Annotated in this window: 18 protein-coding genes; 9 read left to right on the forward strand and 9 right to left on the reverse strand. The window is 37.8% G+C overall.

The window, feature by feature from the left end:
* Positions 1-201 precede the first annotated feature (201 nt).
* The gene (gene csdE / locus AACQ49_RS04725) at positions 202-645 is read right to left on the reverse strand and encodes a cysteine desulfurase sulfur acceptor subunit CsdE (protein WP_004245500.1); all 444 of its coding nucleotides are present in this window, start codon (positions 643-645) and stop codon (positions 202-204) included.
* 2 nt (positions 646-647) lie between these two features.
* A complete protein-coding gene (gene csdA / locus AACQ49_RS04730; RefSeq protein WP_135092026.1) occupies positions 648-1,862 on the reverse strand; it encodes a cysteine desulfurase CsdA in 1,215 nt (404 codons plus the stop codon).
* Positions 1,863-2,513: 651 nt separating this feature from the next.
* Here csdA and AACQ49_RS04735 point away from each other — a divergent pair.
* Genes AACQ49_RS04735 through rlmM form a run of 3 tightly spaced genes read left to right on the forward strand, consistent with a single transcriptional unit; the run spans position 2,514 to position 4,963 of the window.
* Entirely contained in the window at positions 2,514-3,434 is a 921-nt protein-coding gene (locus AACQ49_RS04735; protein ID WP_004245498.1) for a transcriptional regulator GcvA, read from the forward strand.
* Between the two features lie 43 nt (positions 3,435-3,477).
* Positions 3,478-3,873, forward strand: coding sequence for a DUF423 domain-containing protein (locus AACQ49_RS04740; RefSeq protein ID WP_004245496.1), 396 nt, complete (start codon positions 3,478-3,480; stop codon positions 3,871-3,873).
* A complete protein-coding gene (gene rlmM / locus AACQ49_RS04745; protein WP_004245495.1) occupies positions 3,866-4,963 on the forward strand; it encodes a 23S rRNA (cytidine(2498)-2'-O)-methyltransferase RlmM in 1,098 nt (365 codons plus the stop codon). Before AACQ49_RS04740 ends, rlmM begins: the two co-directional genes overlap by 8 nt.
* Before the next feature lie 88 nt (positions 4,964-5,051).
* Here rlmM and xni read toward each other — a convergent pair whose 3' ends face one another.
* From xni to queF, 3 genes are all read right to left on the reverse strand, one after another.
* A complete protein-coding gene (gene xni / locus AACQ49_RS04750; protein ID WP_049199997.1) occupies positions 5,052-5,801 on the reverse strand; it encodes a flap endonuclease Xni in 750 nt (249 codons plus the stop codon).
* A 6-nt stretch (positions 5,802-5,807) separates the two neighbouring features.
* On the reverse strand, positions 5,808-7,175 hold the full coding sequence (gene ppnN / locus AACQ49_RS04755; protein WP_004249505.1) for a nucleotide 5'-monophosphate nucleosidase PpnN: 1,368 nt from the start codon (positions 7,173-7,175) through the stop codon (positions 5,808-5,810).
* A 91-nt stretch (positions 7,176-7,266) separates the two neighbouring features.
* Positions 7,267-8,112, reverse strand: a complete 846-nt coding sequence (queF, locus tag AACQ49_RS04760; protein WP_004245492.1) for an NADPH-dependent 7-cyano-7-deazaguanine reductase QueF — start codon at positions 8,110-8,112, stop codon at positions 7,267-7,269.
* A 163-nt stretch (positions 8,113-8,275) separates the two neighbouring features.
* Between queF and syd the strand changes: the two genes are divergently transcribed.
* The 6 genes from syd to AACQ49_RS04790 all read left to right on the forward strand — a co-directional run bounded on the left by syd (position 8,276) and on the right by AACQ49_RS04790 (position 14,271).
* The gene (gene syd / locus AACQ49_RS04765) at positions 8,276-8,824 is read left to right on the forward strand and encodes a SecY-interacting protein (RefSeq protein WP_161778909.1); all 549 of its coding nucleotides are present in this window, start codon (positions 8,276-8,278) and stop codon (positions 8,822-8,824) included.
* Positions 8,825-9,297: 473 nt separating this feature from the next.
* Positions 9,298-9,621 carry a YqcC family protein gene (locus tag AACQ49_RS04770; RefSeq protein ID WP_004245488.1) on the forward strand — a complete coding sequence of 108 codons (324 nt, stop codon included), beginning with the start codon at positions 9,298-9,300 and terminating at the stop codon, positions 9,619-9,621.
* A gap of 8 nt (positions 9,622-9,629) precedes the next feature.
* Complete coding sequence (gene truC, locus AACQ49_RS04775) at positions 9,630-10,403, forward strand: tRNA pseudouridine(65) synthase TruC (RefSeq protein ID WP_004249508.1); 774 nt, start codon at positions 9,630-9,632, stop codon at positions 10,401-10,403.
* A gap of 289 nt (positions 10,404-10,692) precedes the next feature.
* Positions 10,693-12,141 (forward strand): PTS glucose transporter subunit IIBC, encoded by a 1,449-nt coding sequence (gene ptsG, locus AACQ49_RS04780; protein ID WP_004249509.1) that lies wholly within the window; start codon positions 10,693-10,695, stop codon positions 12,139-12,141.
* 121 nt (positions 12,142-12,262) lie between these two features.
* The gene (locus tag AACQ49_RS04785) at positions 12,263-13,756 is read left to right on the forward strand and encodes a hypothetical protein (RefSeq protein WP_161778910.1); all 1,494 of its coding nucleotides are present in this window, start codon (positions 12,263-12,265) and stop codon (positions 13,754-13,756) included.
* Between the two features lie 71 nt (positions 13,757-13,827).
* The gene (locus AACQ49_RS04790) at positions 13,828-14,271 is read left to right on the forward strand and encodes a flavodoxin (RefSeq protein ID WP_161778911.1); all 444 of its coding nucleotides are present in this window, start codon (positions 13,828-13,830) and stop codon (positions 14,269-14,271) included.
* A gap of 119 nt (positions 14,272-14,390) precedes the next feature.
* On the opposite strand, the gene AACQ49_RS04795 is transcribed toward AACQ49_RS04790, so the two are convergent.
* The 4 genes from AACQ49_RS04795 to map all read right to left on the reverse strand — a co-directional run bounded on the left by AACQ49_RS04795 (position 14,391) and on the right by map (position 19,303).
* Positions 14,391-14,777, reverse strand: a complete 387-nt coding sequence (locus tag AACQ49_RS04795) for a DUF3461 family protein (RefSeq protein ID WP_004245482.1) — start codon at positions 14,775-14,777, stop codon at positions 14,391-14,393.
* A gap of 69 nt (positions 14,778-14,846) precedes the next feature.
* Positions 14,847-15,671, reverse strand: coding sequence for a 2,3,4,5-tetrahydropyridine-2,6-dicarboxylate N-succinyltransferase (gene dapD, locus AACQ49_RS04800; protein WP_004245480.1), 825 nt, complete (start codon positions 15,669-15,671; stop codon positions 14,847-14,849).
* Between the two features lie 34 nt (positions 15,672-15,705).
* Positions 15,706-18,351 carry a bifunctional uridylyltransferase/uridylyl-removing protein GlnD gene (gene glnD / locus AACQ49_RS04805; protein ID WP_049257150.1) on the reverse strand — a complete coding sequence of 882 codons (2,646 nt, stop codon included), beginning with the start codon at positions 18,349-18,351 and terminating at the stop codon, positions 15,706-15,708.
* 154 nt (positions 18,352-18,505) lie between these two features.
* The gene (gene map, locus AACQ49_RS04810) at positions 18,506-19,303 is read right to left on the reverse strand and encodes a type I methionyl aminopeptidase (RefSeq protein WP_049209821.1); all 798 of its coding nucleotides are present in this window, start codon (positions 19,301-19,303) and stop codon (positions 18,506-18,508) included.
* Between the last annotated feature and the right edge of the window lie 437 nt (positions 19,304-19,740).

The following is a 19,740-nucleotide window of genomic DNA, read 5'->3' on the forward strand; positions in this document are numbered from 1 at the left end:
GCACTAGTCACATACTGATGTATGCTCCTAGCGACTCATTCACTTGTCGCCTAGCTACACCTTAAATTATTTAGAGTAGTACTCGTGATACTTCAAGTTGTAGCGATGTTGATGGTGCTCAATCGCACTAGTCACCTAGTTGCACTTTGGAGCATTTAAGCGTATTGATCCACCATACAACAAGCTATACACATTGACTTGTTAGGGTTGTGATGTCTGTGTCAGCGACGTTAATCGCGCAATAATGGCATTGACACCATCAGTGCGCGATTGGCTAATTTGATTAGCCAATCCTAATTGTTCAAAAATAGCTAATATATCGATATTGGCTATTTCTTGTGCCGTCTTATTCTCAACTGTTGTTAAAATAACCGCCAGTAAGCCTTTTACAATTCGCCCATCACTATCACCATAAATATGGTATTTGCCGTCATTGTTTAACTCAACACCTAGCCATACTCTATTTTCGCACCCTTTGATTTCGTTTTCTGTTGTTTTTAATTCATCAGGTAATGCGGGTAATTTTCTTGAAAGTTGGATCAATTGACGATATTTATCTTCCCATGATTTAGATTTCTGGAAGTCTTGAAATAATCCATCTAAGGTAATGTCATGACCAAAAGGGTGTTGTGTATTATTACTCATATTTAATCTTCATCTTTTAATAAGGACAGTGCGAATTTAACCGCATCAACTAACCTATCAATATCAGAAAGTTGATTATATGGCATAAAAGAAGCGCGTAAACAGCCAGAGATGGTTAAAGCATCGATTAAGGGTTGTGCGCAGTGTTGCCCTGTGCGTAAAGCAATACCTTGTTCCGCGATTAATGCCGCTAAATCACTGTGATGAATACCCTCAAAATTAAAAGCGAGTACCGGTGAATGAGGCGCGCGGTAACTGATAAAACCCTCCAGTTGCTCAAGACGCGCCTGTGCTTTATCTGCTAGAGTTAAGGCGTATTGATTGGCTTGCGCCATATCTTGCGTTTGTAACCAATCTAATGTTGCTGAAAAAGCAATTACAGCAGCTATGTTAGGGGTGCCTGCTTCAAAGCGATGAGGAATAGCCGCGGGTACAAAACCGTTAAAGCTTGCCGTGGTTAACATTTTTCCGCCCCCTTGCCACGCAGACATCACTTCTAAAAGTTCGCGCTTTCCATAACATACGCCAAGGCCATTGGGGCCATATAATTTATGGGCAGAGAAAGCATAAAAATCGATATCAAGGGCGCTGATATCCGTTGCATGATGAGCTATGCCTTGTGCACCATCAACCACGAGTAAACAGTCATCATATTGATGTACACATTGAGAAACTTTATCTAAGGCGATTTGTGCACCGGTGATATTCGACATTTGGCTTATTGCCACTACTCTTGTCCTTGCCGTAAGTAATGTCGCCAGTGTGGCGATTGAAGGTAAAAAGTTATCTTCAATCGGCCAGCGAATAATTTTGGCCCCAGTCTGCTCTGCTAACATTAACCAAGGAATAAGATTGGCGTGATGCTCTTGTTCGCTAACAATAATTTCATCACCGGCTTGTAATCGTGGGCGGAAATAGCCTTGAGCAATAAGATTAAGTGAGCCTGTGGTGCCTTGCGTCCAAATAATAGTATCGCTATCTGCGACGTTAAGTAATTGAGCGACTTGCTGACGTGCTTGCTCAAAGTGTTGTGTCATCTTTTTAGCTTGTTGATATTGGCTACGGTGAACCGTCGCTGAGCTATGGCGATAAAATTCATCTGAAGCTTCAATCATAGCTACAGGTTTTAATGCGGTAGCCGCACTATCAAGATAAACAATATTTTCCTCAATAGCAGGAAATTGTTGGCGAAAAACAGTAGGGGAAAATGGTTTCATAATGAGCTTGTGTTAGTCAGTCTAGAAAACGCCGTTATAGTAAGTAAAAATCTAACCGCGAGATTATACGGTTAATAATATTTATTTATAATGAAATTGCTAATTTGTTTACTGTGAATTGCGATAGATTTTTATGGTAACACGATAAAGGTGAGCTTGTTTATAGCATCGAAAATGGAATAGATGTTTATCTACTGAGCGCTGTTATTGCCTATGGGGAAAAGATGTTACACTTTTTTAGCATAATAATAGCTAAGTAGGTGCGCATTTAGCATAAAAATAGGATGTGCAGTCCGTCAGCGTTACGAAGTTAGAGTAAAATTATATATAAAAAAAGCACCGCCTTGGCGGTGCATTATAAAATCACTATGGACAGACAGGGTAAATGTACAGGAAGTGAAAAAAAACAGTAGCATCAGCTACAAAGTCTGGAATTTCCAGACAACTTGCAAACACAACATCACAACCACAAAGCCAAAAGTTTTGCAGTATTGCTACTACACAACTTTTCGTTCCGGCTTAGGAAGTGCGAGTACTATAGGTATTTACTGGCTAATCATCAAGGGACAAATTATAATGCTTCGCATAAAAAAAACTAATAACTAACGTTAGGGTTTACCAACAGCCAAAATAGGGGTTTCACAACAGAATATGTCTAAACGTTTACCTCCACTAAATGCCCTTAGAGTTTTTGATTCGGCAGCACGTCATTTAAGTTTTACTAAAGCGGCTGAAGAATTATTCGTGACTCAAGCAGCGGTTAGCCATCAAATTAAAACATTAGAAGAATTTCTTGGGCTAAAATTATTTAGAAGACGCAATCGTTCTTTGTTACTGACCGAAGAAGGTCAAAGTTATTATCTTGATATCAAAGAAATTTTCTCTTCAATTAATGAAGCGACAAGAAAATTACTTGCACGAAGCGCAAAAGGGGCTTTAACAGTGAGTTTGTCGCCGAGTTTTGCTATTCAGTGGTTAGTACCGAGGTTATCAGGGTTTAATCAGGCTTATCCGGGGATTGATGTCCGTATTCAGGCGGTTGATCGCGAAGAAGATAAGCTTGCTGATGATGTGGATGTGGCTATTTTTTATGGCCGCGGGAACTGGACTGGATTGCGTACTGATCGTCTTTACGCTGAATATTTAATTCCGGTTTGTGCTCCTTCTTTGCTGACAGGTGAAAAACCACTAAAAACCCCGTCCGATCTGATTTATCATACACTGTTACATGATACATCGCGTCGTGATTGGCAAGCTTATGTTCGTCAATTGGAGATCCAAAACCAGATTAATGTGCAACAAGGGCCTATCTTTAGCCATAGCTCTATGGTGATACAGGCTGCAGTACACGGACAAGGTGTTGCATTAGTTAATAATGTTATGGCTCGTAGTGAAATTGAATCAGGTCGATTAGTTAGGCCTTTTCAAGATGTGCTTGTCAGTAAAAATGCCTTTTATTTAGTTTGCCAAGACAGTCAGGCTGAATTAGGAAAAATTGCTGCTTTCCGTCAATGGATTTTATCTCAAGCGGCAAATGAACAGGAAAAATTAGGATTACTGGCAACTTCTTAATATTTGTTTAGGTAAATTAGCTCCTAACAGGAAGGAATAAACAGTGAATAGTCGTACATTGCTTATGTTTTCCGCAATCAGTGGTTTTTTTTATGTGGCTTTTGGGGCATTCGCTACCCATAAATTAGCCCCTCATTTATCGCCACAGCATTGGGAATATATTCAGTTAGCTATGCGTTATCAAATCGTACATACTTTACTACTTGTAGGGTTAGCGGCGATATTAATGCGCAAAACCATTTTATGGCTTTATTGGGCAGGTATTTTCTTTGGTTTAGGCATTTTACTTTTCAGTGGTAGCCTTTATTGTATGGCGCTAACACAGGTTAGGTTATTATCTTATTTTACGCCAATTGGTGGATTTAGTTTTCTTATTGGTTGGATTTTAATTTTTATTGGCGCTTTGCGTCTAAGGACACCGGCATCTCGCCATGAATAAAGTAGCATTATATTGTCGCCCTGGTTTTGAAAAAGAGTGCGCGGCGGAGATAACGGATAAAGCAGGACAAATAGGTGTTTATGGCTTTTCTCGTGTGAAAGAGGGAAGTGGCTACGTCATTTTTGAATGCTATCAAGAAGGTGATGCAGATAAAATTGCTCGTGATGTGGATTTTAGAGGACTTATCTTTGCACGCCAATTATTTGTTTGTGGTGAATTATTAAAGAACTTACCACCAGAAGATCGTATTACTCCCATTATTGACCAGCTAAAAGGTAGTACAGAAAAAGCAGGTGAATTACGTGTTGAAGTCGCTGATACCAATGAAAGCAAAGAGTTATTAAAATTTTGCCGCAAATTCACTGTTCCTTTGCGTAATCAATTACGTAAAGAAAAGATCTTATTAAAAGTTGAAAATTATAGCCGTCCGGTGATCCATGTCTTTTTTATTGCTCCGGGATGTTGTTACGTGGGCTATTCCTATAGCTTTAATAACTCGCCATTCTATATGGGGATCCCCCGATTAAAATTCCCAGCAGATGCACCAAGTCGTTCAACTTTAAAACTTGAAGAAGCGTTCCATGTTTTTATTCCTTATGAAGAGTGGGAAGAGCGCTTAGCCAGTGGGATGAGTGCGGTTGATCTTGGGGCTTGTCCCGGAGGATGGACTTACCAATTAGTTAAACGTAGCATGATGGTGCATGCCGTTGATAATGGTCCTATGGCTCCTTCTTTAATGGAAACAGGACAAGTGCGCCACCATCAAGCTGATGGCTTTAAGTTTGAGCCGACGTCAAAGAATATTACTTGGCTGGTGTGTGATATGGTTGAGAAGCCTGCAAAAGTGGCTGCATTAATGACAACATGGATAGTTAATGAATGGTGTCGTGAAGCAATCTTCAACTTAAAATTACCGATGAAAAAGCGTTATGAAGAAGTTGCGCATATCCTTGATAAAATTAGAGCTGAATTAGCTGAGAAAGGCATTAATGCTAAAATTCAGGCTAAGCATTTGTATCATGACAGAGAAGAGATCACGGTACATATCCAAAATATCTGGGCTGCTTATCGTCCTGATCGCGAGTTTTAACTTCACAGCGTTAAGTTCATCTTTTGATGAATAAATTATCAACAGGCTAATTCTCGATTACAGAGCGTTAGCCTTTTTATTGATTAAACTATTTTAAACGTAACTGTTGTAAATTACCGTTTAGCTTAATATCAGTGCGAAGTGTGGTGATTTGGCGGCTAATAAAAGCAACTTCTTTATTATCACTCAATTTGGTTTGCCATTTTTTTGGCACTTCATCAATGTGTTGATACAGTGACTCTAAATTAGGATAAAGTTGCAAAAGTTCTGTTGCACTTTTAGGGCCAATACCGGGGACACCGGAAACTTTACTGCTGCTAACGCCTGTTAATCCCCAATAATCAGTTAATTGTGTCGGTTTAACACCAAACTCTTGATTAATAAATTCAAGATCGAGCCAGCGTTTTTGGAAATAATCACGAATACGTATGGCAGGGGAAAGTAATTGGCAATAACCTTTATCTGTTGAAATAATGGTCACATTATGTCCGGCTTGAGCGACTTTTGTTGCCAAAGTTGCGGCCACATCATCCGCTTCATCGCCTCCTGAATGCCAGCTTTTTATACCTAAGTTAAGTAGCATTGCTTTAATTTCTGGAAGCTGTTGGTGCAGATCAGCCGGCATCGGCGAGCGGCCTGCTTTATATTCCGGCAATAACTGATGGCGCCAGCTATTTTCCCTATCATCTTCATCAAAAACAGCAACCGCGTGAGTAGGCCGTGTGTGATTAAGCAATTGATTCACGCTATGTTCACACACTGTCAGGCATGAAGAACCTGATGCCGCATGAATACGGCGGATCAGGTTTAATGCATCAATGATCAGCAAATGTACCATAATTAATTAGCTGATGATCTCGTAACAAGGTTGATAGGCACTACCACCAGGTAGCTTCATACGATGTTGTTCGACAAACCCCGCCAATAAAATATCCATACGGCGCATAATATCGCTTTCACCGTGAATTTTATAAGGGCCATGAGCTTCTATCGCCTTCATTCCCACTTCTTTTACGTTACCTGCGACAATACCGGAAAATGCACGGCGTAAATCAGCCGCCAGTTTTTCAGGAGATTGATGCGTGCTTAAATTAAGTGATGCCATATTTTCATGAGTTGGCTCGAAAGGATGTTGTAAGTCCGCATTAATTTTTATTGACCAATTAAAGCTGTAAGCATCCCCTGTGCTACGACGGTTATCTTTTACCAATGGCATGTATTTCTTCATAATACGAGCCACTTCAGCCGCATCATCGACGATGATTTGATAATGACGTCGTGCATCTTCACCTAAGGTATTAACAATAAAATCATCGAGTACTCGGAAATAGTCTGCACTCTCTTTAGGACCCGTTAAAATCAGTGGCAGTACTTGTTCTTGGTTTTCTGGTGACATCAGAATACCAAGTAGATAGAGTAGCTCTTCTGCGGTTCCTACGCCCCCTGGGAAAATAATAATGCCGTGGGCAATACGAACAAAAGCTTCCAGACGTTTTTCAATATCTGGCATAATGATAAGTTCATTAACCAGAGGATTTGGTGGCTCTGCGGCGATGATTGATGGCTCTGTAACACCAATAAAACGGCTATTTCTATAACGTTGTTGAGCGTGACCCACTGCAGCGCCTTTCATGGGAGCTTCCATAGCCCCAGGTCCACACCCAGTACAGATATTTAGTTCGCGTAACCCTAATTCATTACCGACTTTTCTACCGTAAAGATACTCTGTTTCATTGATGGAGTGTCCACCCCAGCAAACGATCATATTTGGATCTTCATCGATATGTAGCGCTCTTGCATTACGTAAGATAGAGAAAATGGTGTTTGTTATATGGGCGCTGTTTTCAAGATTTAAATGTAGGTCGCGTTTTGCCGTGGTTATTTGCCCATGCACAAACAAAATATCGCGCAGTACAGCAAATAGGTTTGCTTGTAGAGAGCGAATAATTTTTCCATCAACAAAGGCATCTTCTGGGGGATTAACTAGCTCTAATTTTACACCACGTTCGCGACGCAGTACGTTAATATCAAAATCTTGGTATTTAGATAACAGTTCTTTACTACTATCAGTAAGGCTACCAGAGTTGAGAACTGCAAGTGAACAGTTACGAAACAGTTGATAAAGATCACTGCTGGCTGTTCTTTTAAGCATATCAACTTCTAGCTGTGAAAGCAGATCCATGGAACCTAATGGGCTGACATGAGTTATCACGTAGGACTCCTTTTTCTCCCGAAATAACAAACTGAAGTGCAACTGATCTCTGTATAACATAGATCATATTAACATACAGGCATTATTCACGTTATTGTCTGGCTAAGCGACCAGTTTCTGGAACAAACTCACAATTACTACGCCAAGGATTAATATCTAATCCTCCACGGCGAGTGTATCTTGCATAAACCGTTAATGTGTCTGGTGAACAAAATGTCATAATATCGTGGAATATTCGCTCAACACACTGCTCGTGAAATTCATTATGCTGTCTAAAGGATACAAGATAGCGTAGTAGTTTTTCACGGTCGATTTTTTTGCCTTTATATTGGATCATCACAGATCCCCAATCAGGTTGGTGCGTGATCAGGCAATTTGATTTTAGCAGATGACTAACAAGCGTCTCCTCAACCAGTGTATCTGTTGTTGATCCGTTTAACCATTGGCTATCGAATTGGTAATTATCAATTTCAATAGGTTGGTTATCAATGCACTCTCCTACAAAATCGACAATAGGCTGTGAGGTAAAATGGGAAAGTGGGTACAGTGTTAGATGCACCCTGCCTTTAGCACAAGCAGTTAAATCTTTGAGTAATGTTTCTTCAACAATGTGCCAATTTTCAAAACGAGTTTGATTAAAGCTATTGAGATAGAGTTTAAAGCTTTTTGATTCGATGAGATTTTCTGTCGTTGCATCTAATTCTACATGGCCAATAGCCACTTGAGGTAAGCCTTGGCTGTTGAGCCAAGATAGCTCATACATTGTCCAGATATCACCACCATGAAAAGGTAGATTGTCAGCAGTTAAAGAGAGTGAATCTCGATTTAAGCGACGAGGTACACCTTGTAATAGACTCGCATCATAGTGTGTGTGGTATTGTGTTTCTTTGCCTAATGATAGTGCTTCGAGAGCCTTATCTCCCTGATATAAAGACATAATCGATATCCTAATGTCATCAAAAAATGGAAAGAGCCGTGATTATACTAGCGAAATATCAAGAGTATATGAACGCTTTATTATTGGCGCTCAAAATTACCGGTATTATCAGGTAACATAAGGGATATATTTCTCTTTTTTATGCCTACAGACGATGATAACGATGAATGATATTTCCACTGAATTAAAACAGCTTACGCAAAATTATGTTGATTTATGGCAACAAGAGTCAGGGTTTCCTCCTGCCAGCCATGAGCTTTATGGTGTTCCTTCTCCTTGTATTTCTCGTGCCGGAGATAATGTGGTTTATTGGTTACCACAGCCTTTTAAGGGTCGAGATAAATTAGAAAAAGTTGAAAAAGCGATGGGAATTATTATTCGCGCTGAATTACATGACTATTTTACTACGCAATATGCTGGTGATATGCAAGTCCGTTTTGATTCGCTCAACTTTACTCTGCTTCAAATTTGGAGTGAAGAGGATTTTATTCGCCTACAAGAGAACATGATCGGACATCTTGTGACACAAAAACGATTGAAGCTTACCCCGACTTTGTTTATCGGTACAACAGCGTCTGAAAACGATATTATTTCTGTATGTAATCTTTCAGGTGAAGTAATACTAGAAACTTTTGGTCAAAAGAAAAGGGAAGTGCTTGCAGATAATTTATCACTATTTTTAACAAAATTAACCCCTGTTTTTGATAAGTAAGGTAATCATTTAGCTATTTTTTCTGTGAGATATATCTTACAAAAAGAGTATCTTTAGCTTACTAAATGCAAATATTGCGTAATGCTTTTTTTGTTTGTTAAATAATTTCAATGGATTAATCATACATTGTTTTTCGTGATGGTTTTTCTTTATTGATTACCTTTGTTTTGTGGGTTGTTTCACTAACCAATTATTGGCATTCTACCTCCGCCAACTAAGGGATTATTTGGTAACCGTGATAAAGAAAGTAATCAAGGATGTAGGAAATAGGATATTTCCATTAATACAAGATATAGACTTTCATCATCATGGATGACAGATGACAATAAAACGGTTCTGCTAGGATGCAGGTATTATATTAGATAATCATATCTTCTTGTCTAAAGGGGCTACGGCCCCTTTATTTTCTATTTGTTTTTCACTCTTTCAGCCCCAATGTTATGCTTATTCTGTTTTTATGTAAGGAATAAACAATGACCTCAGAACAACACATTTTAGCAAGACTGTTATTAATTGAAGAAGAGATGAAAAACATAGGGTTATGGCAATTGGATGCGCCTAATGATGAGGCTTTTGCAAGCTCAGAGCCTTTTTGTATTGATACAATGGAGGCGCATGAATGGTTGCAATGGGTTCTGATCCCTCGTTTATCTTCTCTTATTGACAGTGGTATGGCATTGCCGACGGCTTTTGCTATCGCACCTTATTATGAAGAAGCATTTAAGGACGATGAGACGCGTGATTATGTTGATTTACTCAATCACCTTCGTGAACTTGATGCGTTATTTAAGCAATAAGGTCAATGATGCTAGATATTATTTATCAAGATGAATATCTTGTGGCGGTGAATAAACCGGCGGGCTGGCTTGTTCACCGCAGTTGGCTTGATAGGCATGAAACCGTGTTTGTGATGCAAACATTAAGAGATCAAATTGGTCAGCATGTTTTTCCTGTTCATCGTTTAGATAGACCCACATCCGGAGTGCTATTAATGGCGCTCTCTTCCGAGGTTGCAAGAACACTTTCAGTCTGTTTTGAACAACATCAAATGGAGAAAGTGTATCATGCGGTTGTGCGTGGCTATGTTGAAGAGCCAATGATAATTGATAGCCCACTTGTTGAAGAGCATGACAAAATCGCTGACAAATTTGCCTCTCAACCTCCTAAAATTCAACACTGTATTACGCATTGTGTGCCACTTGCAAAAGTGGAAAAAGAAGTGGCGATAGGGCGCTATCCAACATCGCGTTTTAGCTTATTGGAATTACGTCCTGAAACGGGGCGTAAGCATCAATTGCGCCGTCATATGTCTCATATTCGTCATCCTATTATTGGGGATACAGCCCATGGTGATTTACGACAAAATCGTGGGGTCGTAAATCATTTTCAATCACATCGTTTGATGTTACACGCAAGTCAGCTAAACTTAATTCATCCGATCACTCAACTACCTCTTAACTTAACAGCGAAGTGGGATCTGCCATGGCAACATCTGATTAATCAGTTTGGCTGGCGTGGTCTAAAGCCCGAATTAGAGCAATTCGGTGAGGATTTAGCTCACCATTTTGTACTTTCTTGATATTTAAATATTGCTTACATCTCGTGACTATCAAGACTTATTTACTTAAGTTTTGATAGTTTGCGCAATATTTATTGCTCAATAACTGGTTGTAATATAAAAAGTTACTTTTATTGATAAAAGATATGAACTGAAACGTGACAGCTATCATATATTCAATAATAGATTTATTTTATGATGTAAAATAAATAGAGCTTATTATTAGATAAGTTAATTGAATAAACCTACCTTAGCTTTAAACAAATAAAAAACTTATAACACATACAACCCATATTCGGGAGTCTGCTTGATGTTTAAAAACCTATTTGTTGTTTTACAAAAAATTGGAAAATCCTTAATGTTACCGGTATCTGTGCTACCTATTGCCGGTATCTTACTAGGGGTTGGATCTGCGGGACTATCATGGATCCCTGTCTCTGTTTCTCAAGTGATGGCAGAAGCGGGTGGTTCGGTTTTCTCTAATATGCCACTGATTTTTGCTATTGGTGTGGCGTTAGGTTTTACCAATAATGATGGTGTCTCAGCTCTTGCGTCCGTCGTTGCCTATGGCATCATGTCAAAAACCATGCTGGTGGTGGCACCTTGGGTCTTAGGATTATCTCCTGATAGTGTTGAAATACAACGTTTAACTGATACGGGGGTACTAGGTGGGATCATTGCCGGTATTATTGCCGCATCAATGTTTAACCGCTTTTATCGTATTAAACTTCCTGAGTATTTAGGCTTCTTTGCAGGTAAACGTTTTGTACCTATTATTTCTGGTCTGATTGCGATTTTTGTCGGTATTCTTTTATCCTTTATTTGGCCTCCTATTGGTACTGCTATTCAACGTTTTTCTGAGTGGGCAGCGTATCAAAATCCAGCCGTTGCATTTGGTATTTATGGTGTTGTTGAGCGTGCGTTAGTGCCATTTGGTCTGCATCATATCTGGAATGTACCATTCCAAATGCAAGTGGGTGAGTATGTAAATAGCGCAGGACAAGTGTTCCACGGTGATATTCCACGTTATATGGCAGGTGATCCAACTGCGGGGATGTTATCAGGTGGCTTCCTATTTAAAATGTTTGGTCTACCCGCGGCGGCCATTGCTATTTGGCATACAGCACGTCCTGAAAACCGTGTAAAAGTTGGCGGGATCATGATTTCTGCGGCATTGACTGCCTTTTTAACAGGGATCACAGAGCCAATTGAATTCTCATTTATGTTCGTAGCACCTATTCTTTATGTTATTCATGCCATTCTTGCCGGTTTAGCATTTGTTATTTGTATCTTGTTAGGTATGCGTGACGGTACAAGTTTTTCTCATGGCTTAATCGACTTTATCGTATTGAGTGGCAATAGCAGTAAACTGTATCTATTCCCAATTATTGGCATACTTTATGCGATAACTTATTACTCTATTTTCCGTTTTTTAATCGTGAAACTCAACCTGAAAACCCCAGGGCGAGAAGTAGAAGATAAAAACGCGAAACAAGCGGATAAAAGTGCGATGGGACAATCTTTAGTCGCTGCTTTCGGTGGTAAAGATAATATCAGTAGCTTAGATGCTTGTATTACACGCTTGCGTATTGGTGTAAAAGAGATTGATAAGGTCGATCGTGATGAGCTGAAAAGACTGGGAGCGGCTGGTGTTGTGGTGGTTGGATCCGGTATTCAAGCAATTTTTGGCCCTAAGTCTGATAATTTAAAAACTGAAATGGATGAATATATTAGGTCTATAGGTACAACTGAAAAATAAATTATTTTTGACTAAATTAGAAAACACTCTTATGCATCAGCTAAGAGTGTTTTTTTATTGAAATAATATAGGTGTTAATTATGTAATTATTTTAGAGCATAAACAGAGTTTAAGAGATTAAATGACAATGAAATTATTTGAAAAAGATGGTGAATATAAAACTTTTGTGCTCTCTATAGGGAATAAAAAAAACATCTCTTTGGGAGAAGGTGATATTTCTTTAGGAAGAAAAGATTTATCTTTACTTATAAGAAATAGTAATAGAGACTTTATGATTGCTAATAAAGATAAAGAAGTTTTATTCTTTAAATTTACATTAGAGTTGAAATGTGCTCTGGAAAAATACATACTTGAAAAAAATAAAAAAAAAGATAGGCTGAAGAAATTAAAAGATATTCTTGAAAAAGAAAGATTAACTGATAAAATAATAATACTTGATAATAAGGTAATTGTATCAGAAATAAAAGATGCTAATGATATAAATGTATTATTTTCCTCTTTGTTAAAGAATAAAGATAATTCTAGTACACTTTTTAATAAAATATTTAGTAATAAAAATATAATAATTAATAGTTTTATCTCTAAAGAAGAAAAAAAGATTTCTGATGACATAGAAAAAATAGTAAATAAAATTAGGCGTAACCCAGAATTTACATTATATAATAACAATTCTCTTAAATATCAACGTATAACTACCATTTCGAATAAAATTTTTAAGGAACCAGAGAATACTGATATAACAAAAGATGATTCTCATAATAAAAATAATTTTGAAAAAACAGAAAAAACAGACCTCTCAAAAAAAAACAAAAAATCAAAAAAAGCAGCCCTGATGGAACAACTTGATAAAGATAAACAGAAAATGAATGAGTTGTTAGCTACTTCTAGCCAAGGGTTATTAAAAACTGTAGAGTATATAGATAATCTATCTAATTTAATTAGTTCTAAAACTGATAATGGTACTTGTAATTTCGACCTCATTGACCAATTCAAAATGTCTATTGAAACTTTGGTAAAAAAATGTAATGTCTTTAACAAAGATAGTCAGTTTTTATCTAAAAAAGATATTGAGATAGAATTAAGTGACATAAAAATAACAATTGAAGAACTTAATGAAATTATAAAAAAGATGGAGGATTTTAAATCTAATCAGTTATATTGTTTTTATAAAGAAGCAGATGAATCTAATTTTACTACAGTTAACGAGATTAATGTTAATTTTAAAAAGGTTTTTTTTAATAATATAAAAGATATGTTTTCTCAATTATCTTCTTATAATAAATCATTAAAGGAAAATAAAGGTTTTTTCCTTAAACTGTATAAATTATTATTTAAAAACAAATACCTAAGAAAAAAAGAGATAAATGATAATGCTGTTAAAAAATTAGAAATATTGGATAGGGATTTATTCTTTTTGCTTGAATCTAAAGATTTTAAAAATAATTATGTACCTGATTGGGCTTGCAAATTAGTAGCAAAAATAATAAATGAATCAATGCCTAGAAACGATATTTTTTGGCGATTCTCTAAAGAGCGCACAGAATGGAATAAAATTTATAAATCATTTATTGTAGATAGATCATTTATTGTAGAGAGAAAGAGAGAAGAAATATAGAGCATAAATTATATATCAATAATATAGTATGTGATTTACTATGATTATAGATAAATGAAATAGGGGACATTATGGCTAAAATCGGCATTTTTGTTGGTACTGTTTATGGCAATGCATTGGCGGTTGCTGAAGAAGCGCAGCGCATTTTGCTTGAGCATAAACATCAAGCTAATATCTATGAAGAAGGTACACTTGCCGATTGGCAAAAATATTCAACAGTACTGGTGATAAGCTCTACAACCGGCCAAGACGATTTACCCGATACAATAGCACCTTTATTTTATGAGCTACGAGATAATGTTGGTTATCAACCTAATTTACATTATGGCCTAATTGCGTTAGGTGATAGCAGTTACGATAATTTTTGTGGTGCAGGTATGCAATTTGAAGCGTTATTACAAGAGCATCAAGCAAAGCGTATTGGTGAAATATTAAAAATAGACAGTATGGATATTGCCGAGCCAGAAGTATTTGCTATAAATTGGCTGGAAAACTGGGCTACATTATTGAATTAAATTAATCGGTTACATGAGCAATAAATTGATGGATCATGGCTATTTTATTAAAGAGCACCGCTTACTATTAAGTTGTGAATAGTTATAAGCGGTGTTTCTTATAAAATTGAGACAATTAATTAACGACGAGTCAATTTTTCTAAATCGGCTTCAATTTCAGCAATTTTATTGGCAACAACGTGCTCAAGGTGACGTAAATCATCGAGGATTTTATGTTTCAAATCCACTTCCACTTGATCTTGCTGGCAAATTTGATCTAATTCTTCAATCACATAACGTAAGTTAGTGTTGATTTCATTGACTTCTTTAAAACCTTGTCCTGATTGAGTATCAGAAATTGTTTTACGTTGGCGTGGATATTTAAATTTTACACTTTTTGCAAAGAATTCACCTTTATCTTTGCGAAAATAAATTTTTAAAATATCGTTGTTAGCTTCTTGACGTAGGGTATAGCGATCAATATCTTCAGGATGTTGGATCCCTAAATTTTTTAAATTATCGTACATATATTGGCACCAGATAGAAAGATGAATGAGATACAGCGAACAGAATTCATTCTATCCGCTGTTATTATATTAGTCGATAGTTCTTAACAATTCATTAATACCCACTTTCCCACGTGTTTTAGCATCGACTTTTTTTACAATCACAGCACAGTACAAACTGTAACGACCATCTTTTGACGGTAAATTACCAGAAACCACCACTGAACCAGCAGGAACACGACCGTAATGGATTTCGCCAGTTTCTCTGTCATAAATTTTGGTACTTTGTCCAATATAAACACCCATTGAAATGACAGAGCCTTCTTCAACAATCACACCTTCAACAATTTCAGAACGTGCTCCAATAAAGCAGTTATCTTCAATAATGGTTGGGTTAGCTTGTAAAGGTTCTAATACGCCACCGATCCCAACGCCACCGGATAAATGGACATTTTTACCAATTTGCGCACATGAACCAACGGTTGCCCATGTATCCACCATACTTCCTTCATCAACATAAGCACCAATATTGACATAAGAAGGCATTAGAACCGTATTACGAGCAATATAGGCCCCTTGTCTGACGGCAGCAGGTGGCACAACACGAAATCCCTCTTTTTCAAAACGAGCTTGATCGTAATTTGCAAATTTCATTGGCACTTTATCAAAATAACGGCTTTCGCTACCGTCGATCACTTGATTGTGACTGATACGAAAAGAGAGTAGAACCGCTTTTTTTAGCCATTGATGAGTAACCCACTGACCATTAATTTTCTCAGCAACTCGCAATTTTCCACTGTCTAGTTGAGCGATAACGTTATTAATCGCATCGCGTACCTGTGGTTCAACATTATCTGGTGTGATTTCAGCGCGTTGTTCAAAGGCGTTATCAATAATAGATTGTAATGCTTGCATCTATAGTATTTCCTATATGTATTGTCGTGGGTTTCTATATTTTATCCTTTGAAACGAGGGCTTTTGTCAACCTTTCTACGACTTCATCCTTCATTTTTTGGTTTAACGCATTATTTTCGTTATCTGTTAATACAAAAAAATCCTCAACACGCTCACCAATAGTGGTGATCCTTGCGCCATGTAACGAAAGAGAAAGATCGGCAAAAACCTTACCTATAATAGCTAATAAGCCTGGGCGATCGCGTGCAAATAACTCCATATAAGTACGTTTATTATGGTTAGAGGCGATAAAGTTAATTTTAGTGGGTACCTCAAAATGGCGTAATTTAGCTGGTAAAGCACGGGTTTTGGCATTGGCGTTATAAGGGGCTGATACAACGCGAATAAGCGCTTGGCGTATAGCATGATAGCGATCAATCGCCAGTGGTTTACCATTAGGCTCTAAAACGATAAAGGTATCCATCGCCATATTGTCGCGATTAGTAAAAATTTGTGCGTTGTGAATATTTAAATTACGTCTATCTAGCTCACCCGCAACAGAAGCAAATAGAGAAGGCCGGTCAGCACACCAAATAAAAACCTCTGTACCACCATGCTCGGTTTGTTGGCTAATCAATACCATAGGCTCAGCACTATTGTGCTCAATAAGAGCCTGAGCATGCCAAGCAATTTGCTCTGGAGTATGACGTAAAAAATAGTCCGCATGACAACGAGCCCAAATCGCTTGCAGTTTTTCTTCATCGACCTGTTGCTGTTGTAAAATAGTTAGTGCTTGCTGACGGTGATCGCGGATACGTTCCCGTAAATCTGGAATAGAGTGCATCCCTTGGCGTAATTGATTGGCCGTAGCGAGAAATAGTTCACGCAGTAAGCTTTGTTTCCAACTATTCCATAAGCTACTGTTTGTTGCACAAATATCAGCAACAGTGAGACAGAGTAAATAGCGTAAACGGCTCTCATTTTTGACTTCAGAGGCAAATTGGAAGATAACATCGGGATCTTGAATATCACGTCTTTGTGCCGTTACAGACATAAGTAAGTGATGACTTACAAGCCATTCAACTAAAGCGATTTCTCGTTGATTTAGTCCATGTTGTTGAGCAAAGCTAATAACATCCTGTGCACCTAATAAAGAGTGATCACCATGTCGCCCTTTAGCAATATCGTGAAATAGAGCAGCAAGTCTTAATAACTCAATTTGAGGTAGTTTCGGGTAGATATCGACACAAAGAGGATGTCGGTTTCGATTTGCATCATCAGCGAAACTTTCAAGTTTTTGTAATACACGGATAGTATGCTCATCAACTGTATAAGCATGGAATAGATCAAACTGCATTTGCCCGACAATATTGTTCCATTGTGGGAAATAAGCACTTAATACACTATGTTTATGCATTGGGACAAATGCCCCCGAAACCGCCCTAGGATGACGTAAGATTTGCATAAATACTTGTCTAGCTAGTGGGTACTCACATAAAGGTTGTACTAAATGACGACGGGCATAACGCAAATGGCGTAGTGTGGTCGAATAAATTCCGGTTATCTCTGCATGCTCTGCCATACGTAAAAATAACCGCATAATGGCAATAGGATCATTAAGAAAACATTCATCGTCTATAACATCAATTAATGTACCTCTTAATTGAAATTCTTTGTCAAGAGGGCGAGGTTTAACATTGGGTTGTAATGCGAGGATTGCTTCATCAAAGAGTTGCAGTAGCATATCGTTTAGCTCACTCACACGGCGAGTAACGCGATAGTAATCCTTCATCATTTTTTCGACAGGTTGGTTGCCTTCACCTTGATAATTTAAAAGTTGGGCAACGCTTAATTGGCGATCAAACAGTAACCTATTGTCATAACGATTGAGGACTAAATGTAGCGCAAAACGGATCTTCCATAAGGTATATTGGCACTCGAGTAATTCTTGTCCTTCGGCAGGGGTTAAAAAGCCAAAGTTGACCATTTCAGATATTGATGTTGCGCCAAAATGACGGTGAGCGACCCATATAAGGGTGTGAATATCACGAAGTCCCCCAGGACTACTTTTAATATCAGGCTCTAGATTATAACTGGTGCTATGAAAGCGTTGATGACGTTGTTCTTGCTCTTCAATTTTAGCTGCAAAGAAATCAGGCGATGGCCAAAAACCTTGGCTAAAAATGTGTTTAATTAATTGTTGATAGAGTGCGTTATTACCACAAACAAGACGCGCTTCTAGTAAATTGGTGGCAATAGTTAAATCAGACAGTCCTTCTAAAAGGCACTCTTCCATCGTTCTCACACTGACACCTATCTCTAAACGGATATCCCAAAGCAAGGTAATTAATTGACTCACTTTTTCGGCAATTTGGGGAGGAAGAGGCTGTTGACTTAAAAATAGCAAGTCAATGTCAGAAAGAGGGTGTAATTCTTGGCGACCATACCCCCCCACTGCAATGATACAGAGATCAGGGTGATCCGCTAATTCAGTATAACGCCATAATTGTGTGAGTAGTTGGTCGATAAAGTGACTACGAGCTTGTAGTAACAAAGCAACATCAGCATCATGATGAAAAGCATCTGTTAACCATGACTGAAATTGTTCAATAGAGTGTTTTAGTAAAGTACTATCTAGCGTATTTTCAGTCAGCAACGAAGGGGACGGTGGTGCTGTTTGAAAGGTATTGGAGGTTATCATAGTTAATCATCTCACTCATATATGCTGATTATATTAAGAGTAATGTTAAAACGGTAACCTGACTAGCATTTCTATTTTCTTACCAAAGTTGAAAATAAAAAAAACGACATACCTCGAAAAAATATGTCGTTTTTACATTTTAGAAGAGTGCGATTTATTCGTTAACTAATACGGCAGAAATAAATGGCTCTTCTTCTTTACGCAGTGTCATGATTTCACAACCATTGTCGGTAACCACTAAAGTATGCTCATATTGAGCAGACCAACCGCGATCTTTGGTTTTTACTGTCCAACCATCTTTCATGGTACGAATACGGTAATCTCCAGTATTGACCATCGGCTCGATAGTAAATGCCATGCCTTTTTGTAACACAACACCACCGTCATCAGCATCATAGTGTAATACTTGAGGCTCTTCGTGGAAACCTTCGCCAATACCATGTCCACAATATTCGCGTACCACAGAAAAATCATGCCCTTCAACGAATTTTTGAATGGCCTTACCTAATTCACGTAAGCGAATACCTGGTTTTACCATTTTTATTGCAAGGTAGAGACTTTCTTGGGTGATCCGACACAGACGCTCACCTTGAATAGTCGGTTTACCGACGATAAACATTTTTGACGTATCGCCATGAAAACCCTCTTTAATGACAGTAACATCAATATTAACAATATCGCCGTCTTTTAAAATTTTGTCTTCACTAGGAATACCATGGCAAATAACATCATTAACAGAAATACACACTGATTTAGGGAAGCCATGATAGTTTAAGCAAGCAGGGATAGCTTGCTGAACATCAACAATATGTTGATGACAAATACGATCTAATTCCGCTGTACTTACGCCGGGTTTTACAAAGGGTGCGACAACTTCAAGGACTTCAGCCGCAAGACGACCCGCGACGCGCATTTTTTGAATATCTTCTTCAGTCTTGATTACAATAGCCATTTGAGTTCTTCATTAATAGATTTAAAAGCCACAATACAATCATTATTGCATGGTATTGCAGGTCTATGAATTATGATGGTGAGAAATAATTCTAATTACCATTTATGATATCAGCAGAAAGTGGGTGTGCCAATCAAAGAGGATAGGAGTAATCTGTTTGATATCGCCAATAATCAGGCACATTACGCCTTATATTGTTTGTTGTCTTTACATATTGCGCTTTTTTATTCGCTGTTGTTAACTGATATATTGGCAGTGAAACCGTAACTAATAGTGGTTTCTTGAGGTTATTTATGGTATAAAGCGCGCCGGAGTTCTGTTATTGGCTATGGCTTCTATTGGCTATGGCTTCACCATGTGAGGTTTAAGAAATAGCAGTAAATCTGAAAACATTCAATTGTGTTAATGACACACACAAATCGACACATACGCCGGGG

Source organism: Proteus sp. G2675, assembly GCF_963886535.1.
Taxonomy (GTDB): Bacteria; Pseudomonadota; Gammaproteobacteria; order Enterobacterales; family Enterobacteriaceae; genus Proteus; species Proteus mirabilis.

What these genes read in the sequence shown, in the direction of transcription:
- truC (WP_004249508.1), top strand. Translation starts at nt 9,630, where the DNA reads ATGCTAGATATTATTTATCAAGATGAATATCTTGTGGCGGTGAATAAA.
- xni (WP_049199997.1), bottom strand. Translation starts at nt 5,801, where the DNA reads ATGGTACATTTGCTGATCATTGATGCATTAAACCTGATCCGCCGTATT.
- syd (WP_161778909.1), top strand. Translation starts at nt 8,276, where the DNA reads ATGAATGATATTTCCACTGAATTAAAACAGCTTACGCAAAATTATGTT.
- csdE (WP_004245500.1), bottom strand. Translation starts at nt 645, where the DNA reads ATGAGTAATAATACACAACACCCTTTTGGTCATGACATTACCTTAGAT.
- ptsG (WP_004249509.1), top strand. Translation starts at nt 10,693, where the DNA reads ATGTTTAAAAACCTATTTGTTGTTTTACAAAAAATTGGAAAATCCTTA.
- AACQ49_RS04795 (WP_004245482.1), bottom strand. Translation starts at nt 14,777, where the DNA reads ATGTACGATAATTTAAAAAATTTAGGGATCCAACATCCTGAAGATATT.
- map (WP_049209821.1), bottom strand. Translation starts at nt 19,303, where the DNA reads ATGGCTATTGTAATCAAGACTGAAGAAGATATTCAAAAAATGCGCGTC.
- glnD (WP_049257150.1), bottom strand. Translation starts at nt 18,351, where the DNA reads ATGATAACCTCCAATACCTTTCAAACAGCACCACCGTCCCCTTCGTTG.
- AACQ49_RS04735 (WP_004245498.1), top strand. Translation starts at nt 2,514, where the DNA reads ATGTCTAAACGTTTACCTCCACTAAATGCCCTTAGAGTTTTTGATTCG.
- dapD (WP_004245480.1), bottom strand. Translation starts at nt 15,671, where the DNA reads ATGCAAGCATTACAATCTATTATTGATAACGCCTTTGAACAACGCGCT.
- AACQ49_RS04785 (WP_161778910.1), top strand. Translation starts at nt 12,263, where the DNA reads ATGACAATGAAATTATTTGAAAAAGATGGTGAATATAAAACTTTTGTG.
- AACQ49_RS04790 (WP_161778911.1), top strand. Translation starts at nt 13,828, where the DNA reads ATGGCTAAAATCGGCATTTTTGTTGGTACTGTTTATGGCAATGCATTG.
- AACQ49_RS04770 (WP_004245488.1), top strand. Translation starts at nt 9,298, where the DNA reads ATGACCTCAGAACAACACATTTTAGCAAGACTGTTATTAATTGAAGAA.
- csdA (WP_135092026.1), bottom strand. Translation starts at nt 1,862, where the DNA reads ATGAAACCATTTTCCCCTACTGTTTTTCGCCAACAATTTCCTGCTATT.
- rlmM (WP_004245495.1), top strand. Translation starts at nt 3,866, where the DNA reads ATGAATAAAGTAGCATTATATTGTCGCCCTGGTTTTGAAAAAGAGTGC.
- queF (WP_004245492.1), bottom strand. Translation starts at nt 8,112, where the DNA reads ATGTCTTTATATCAGGGAGATAAGGCTCTCGAAGCACTATCATTAGGC.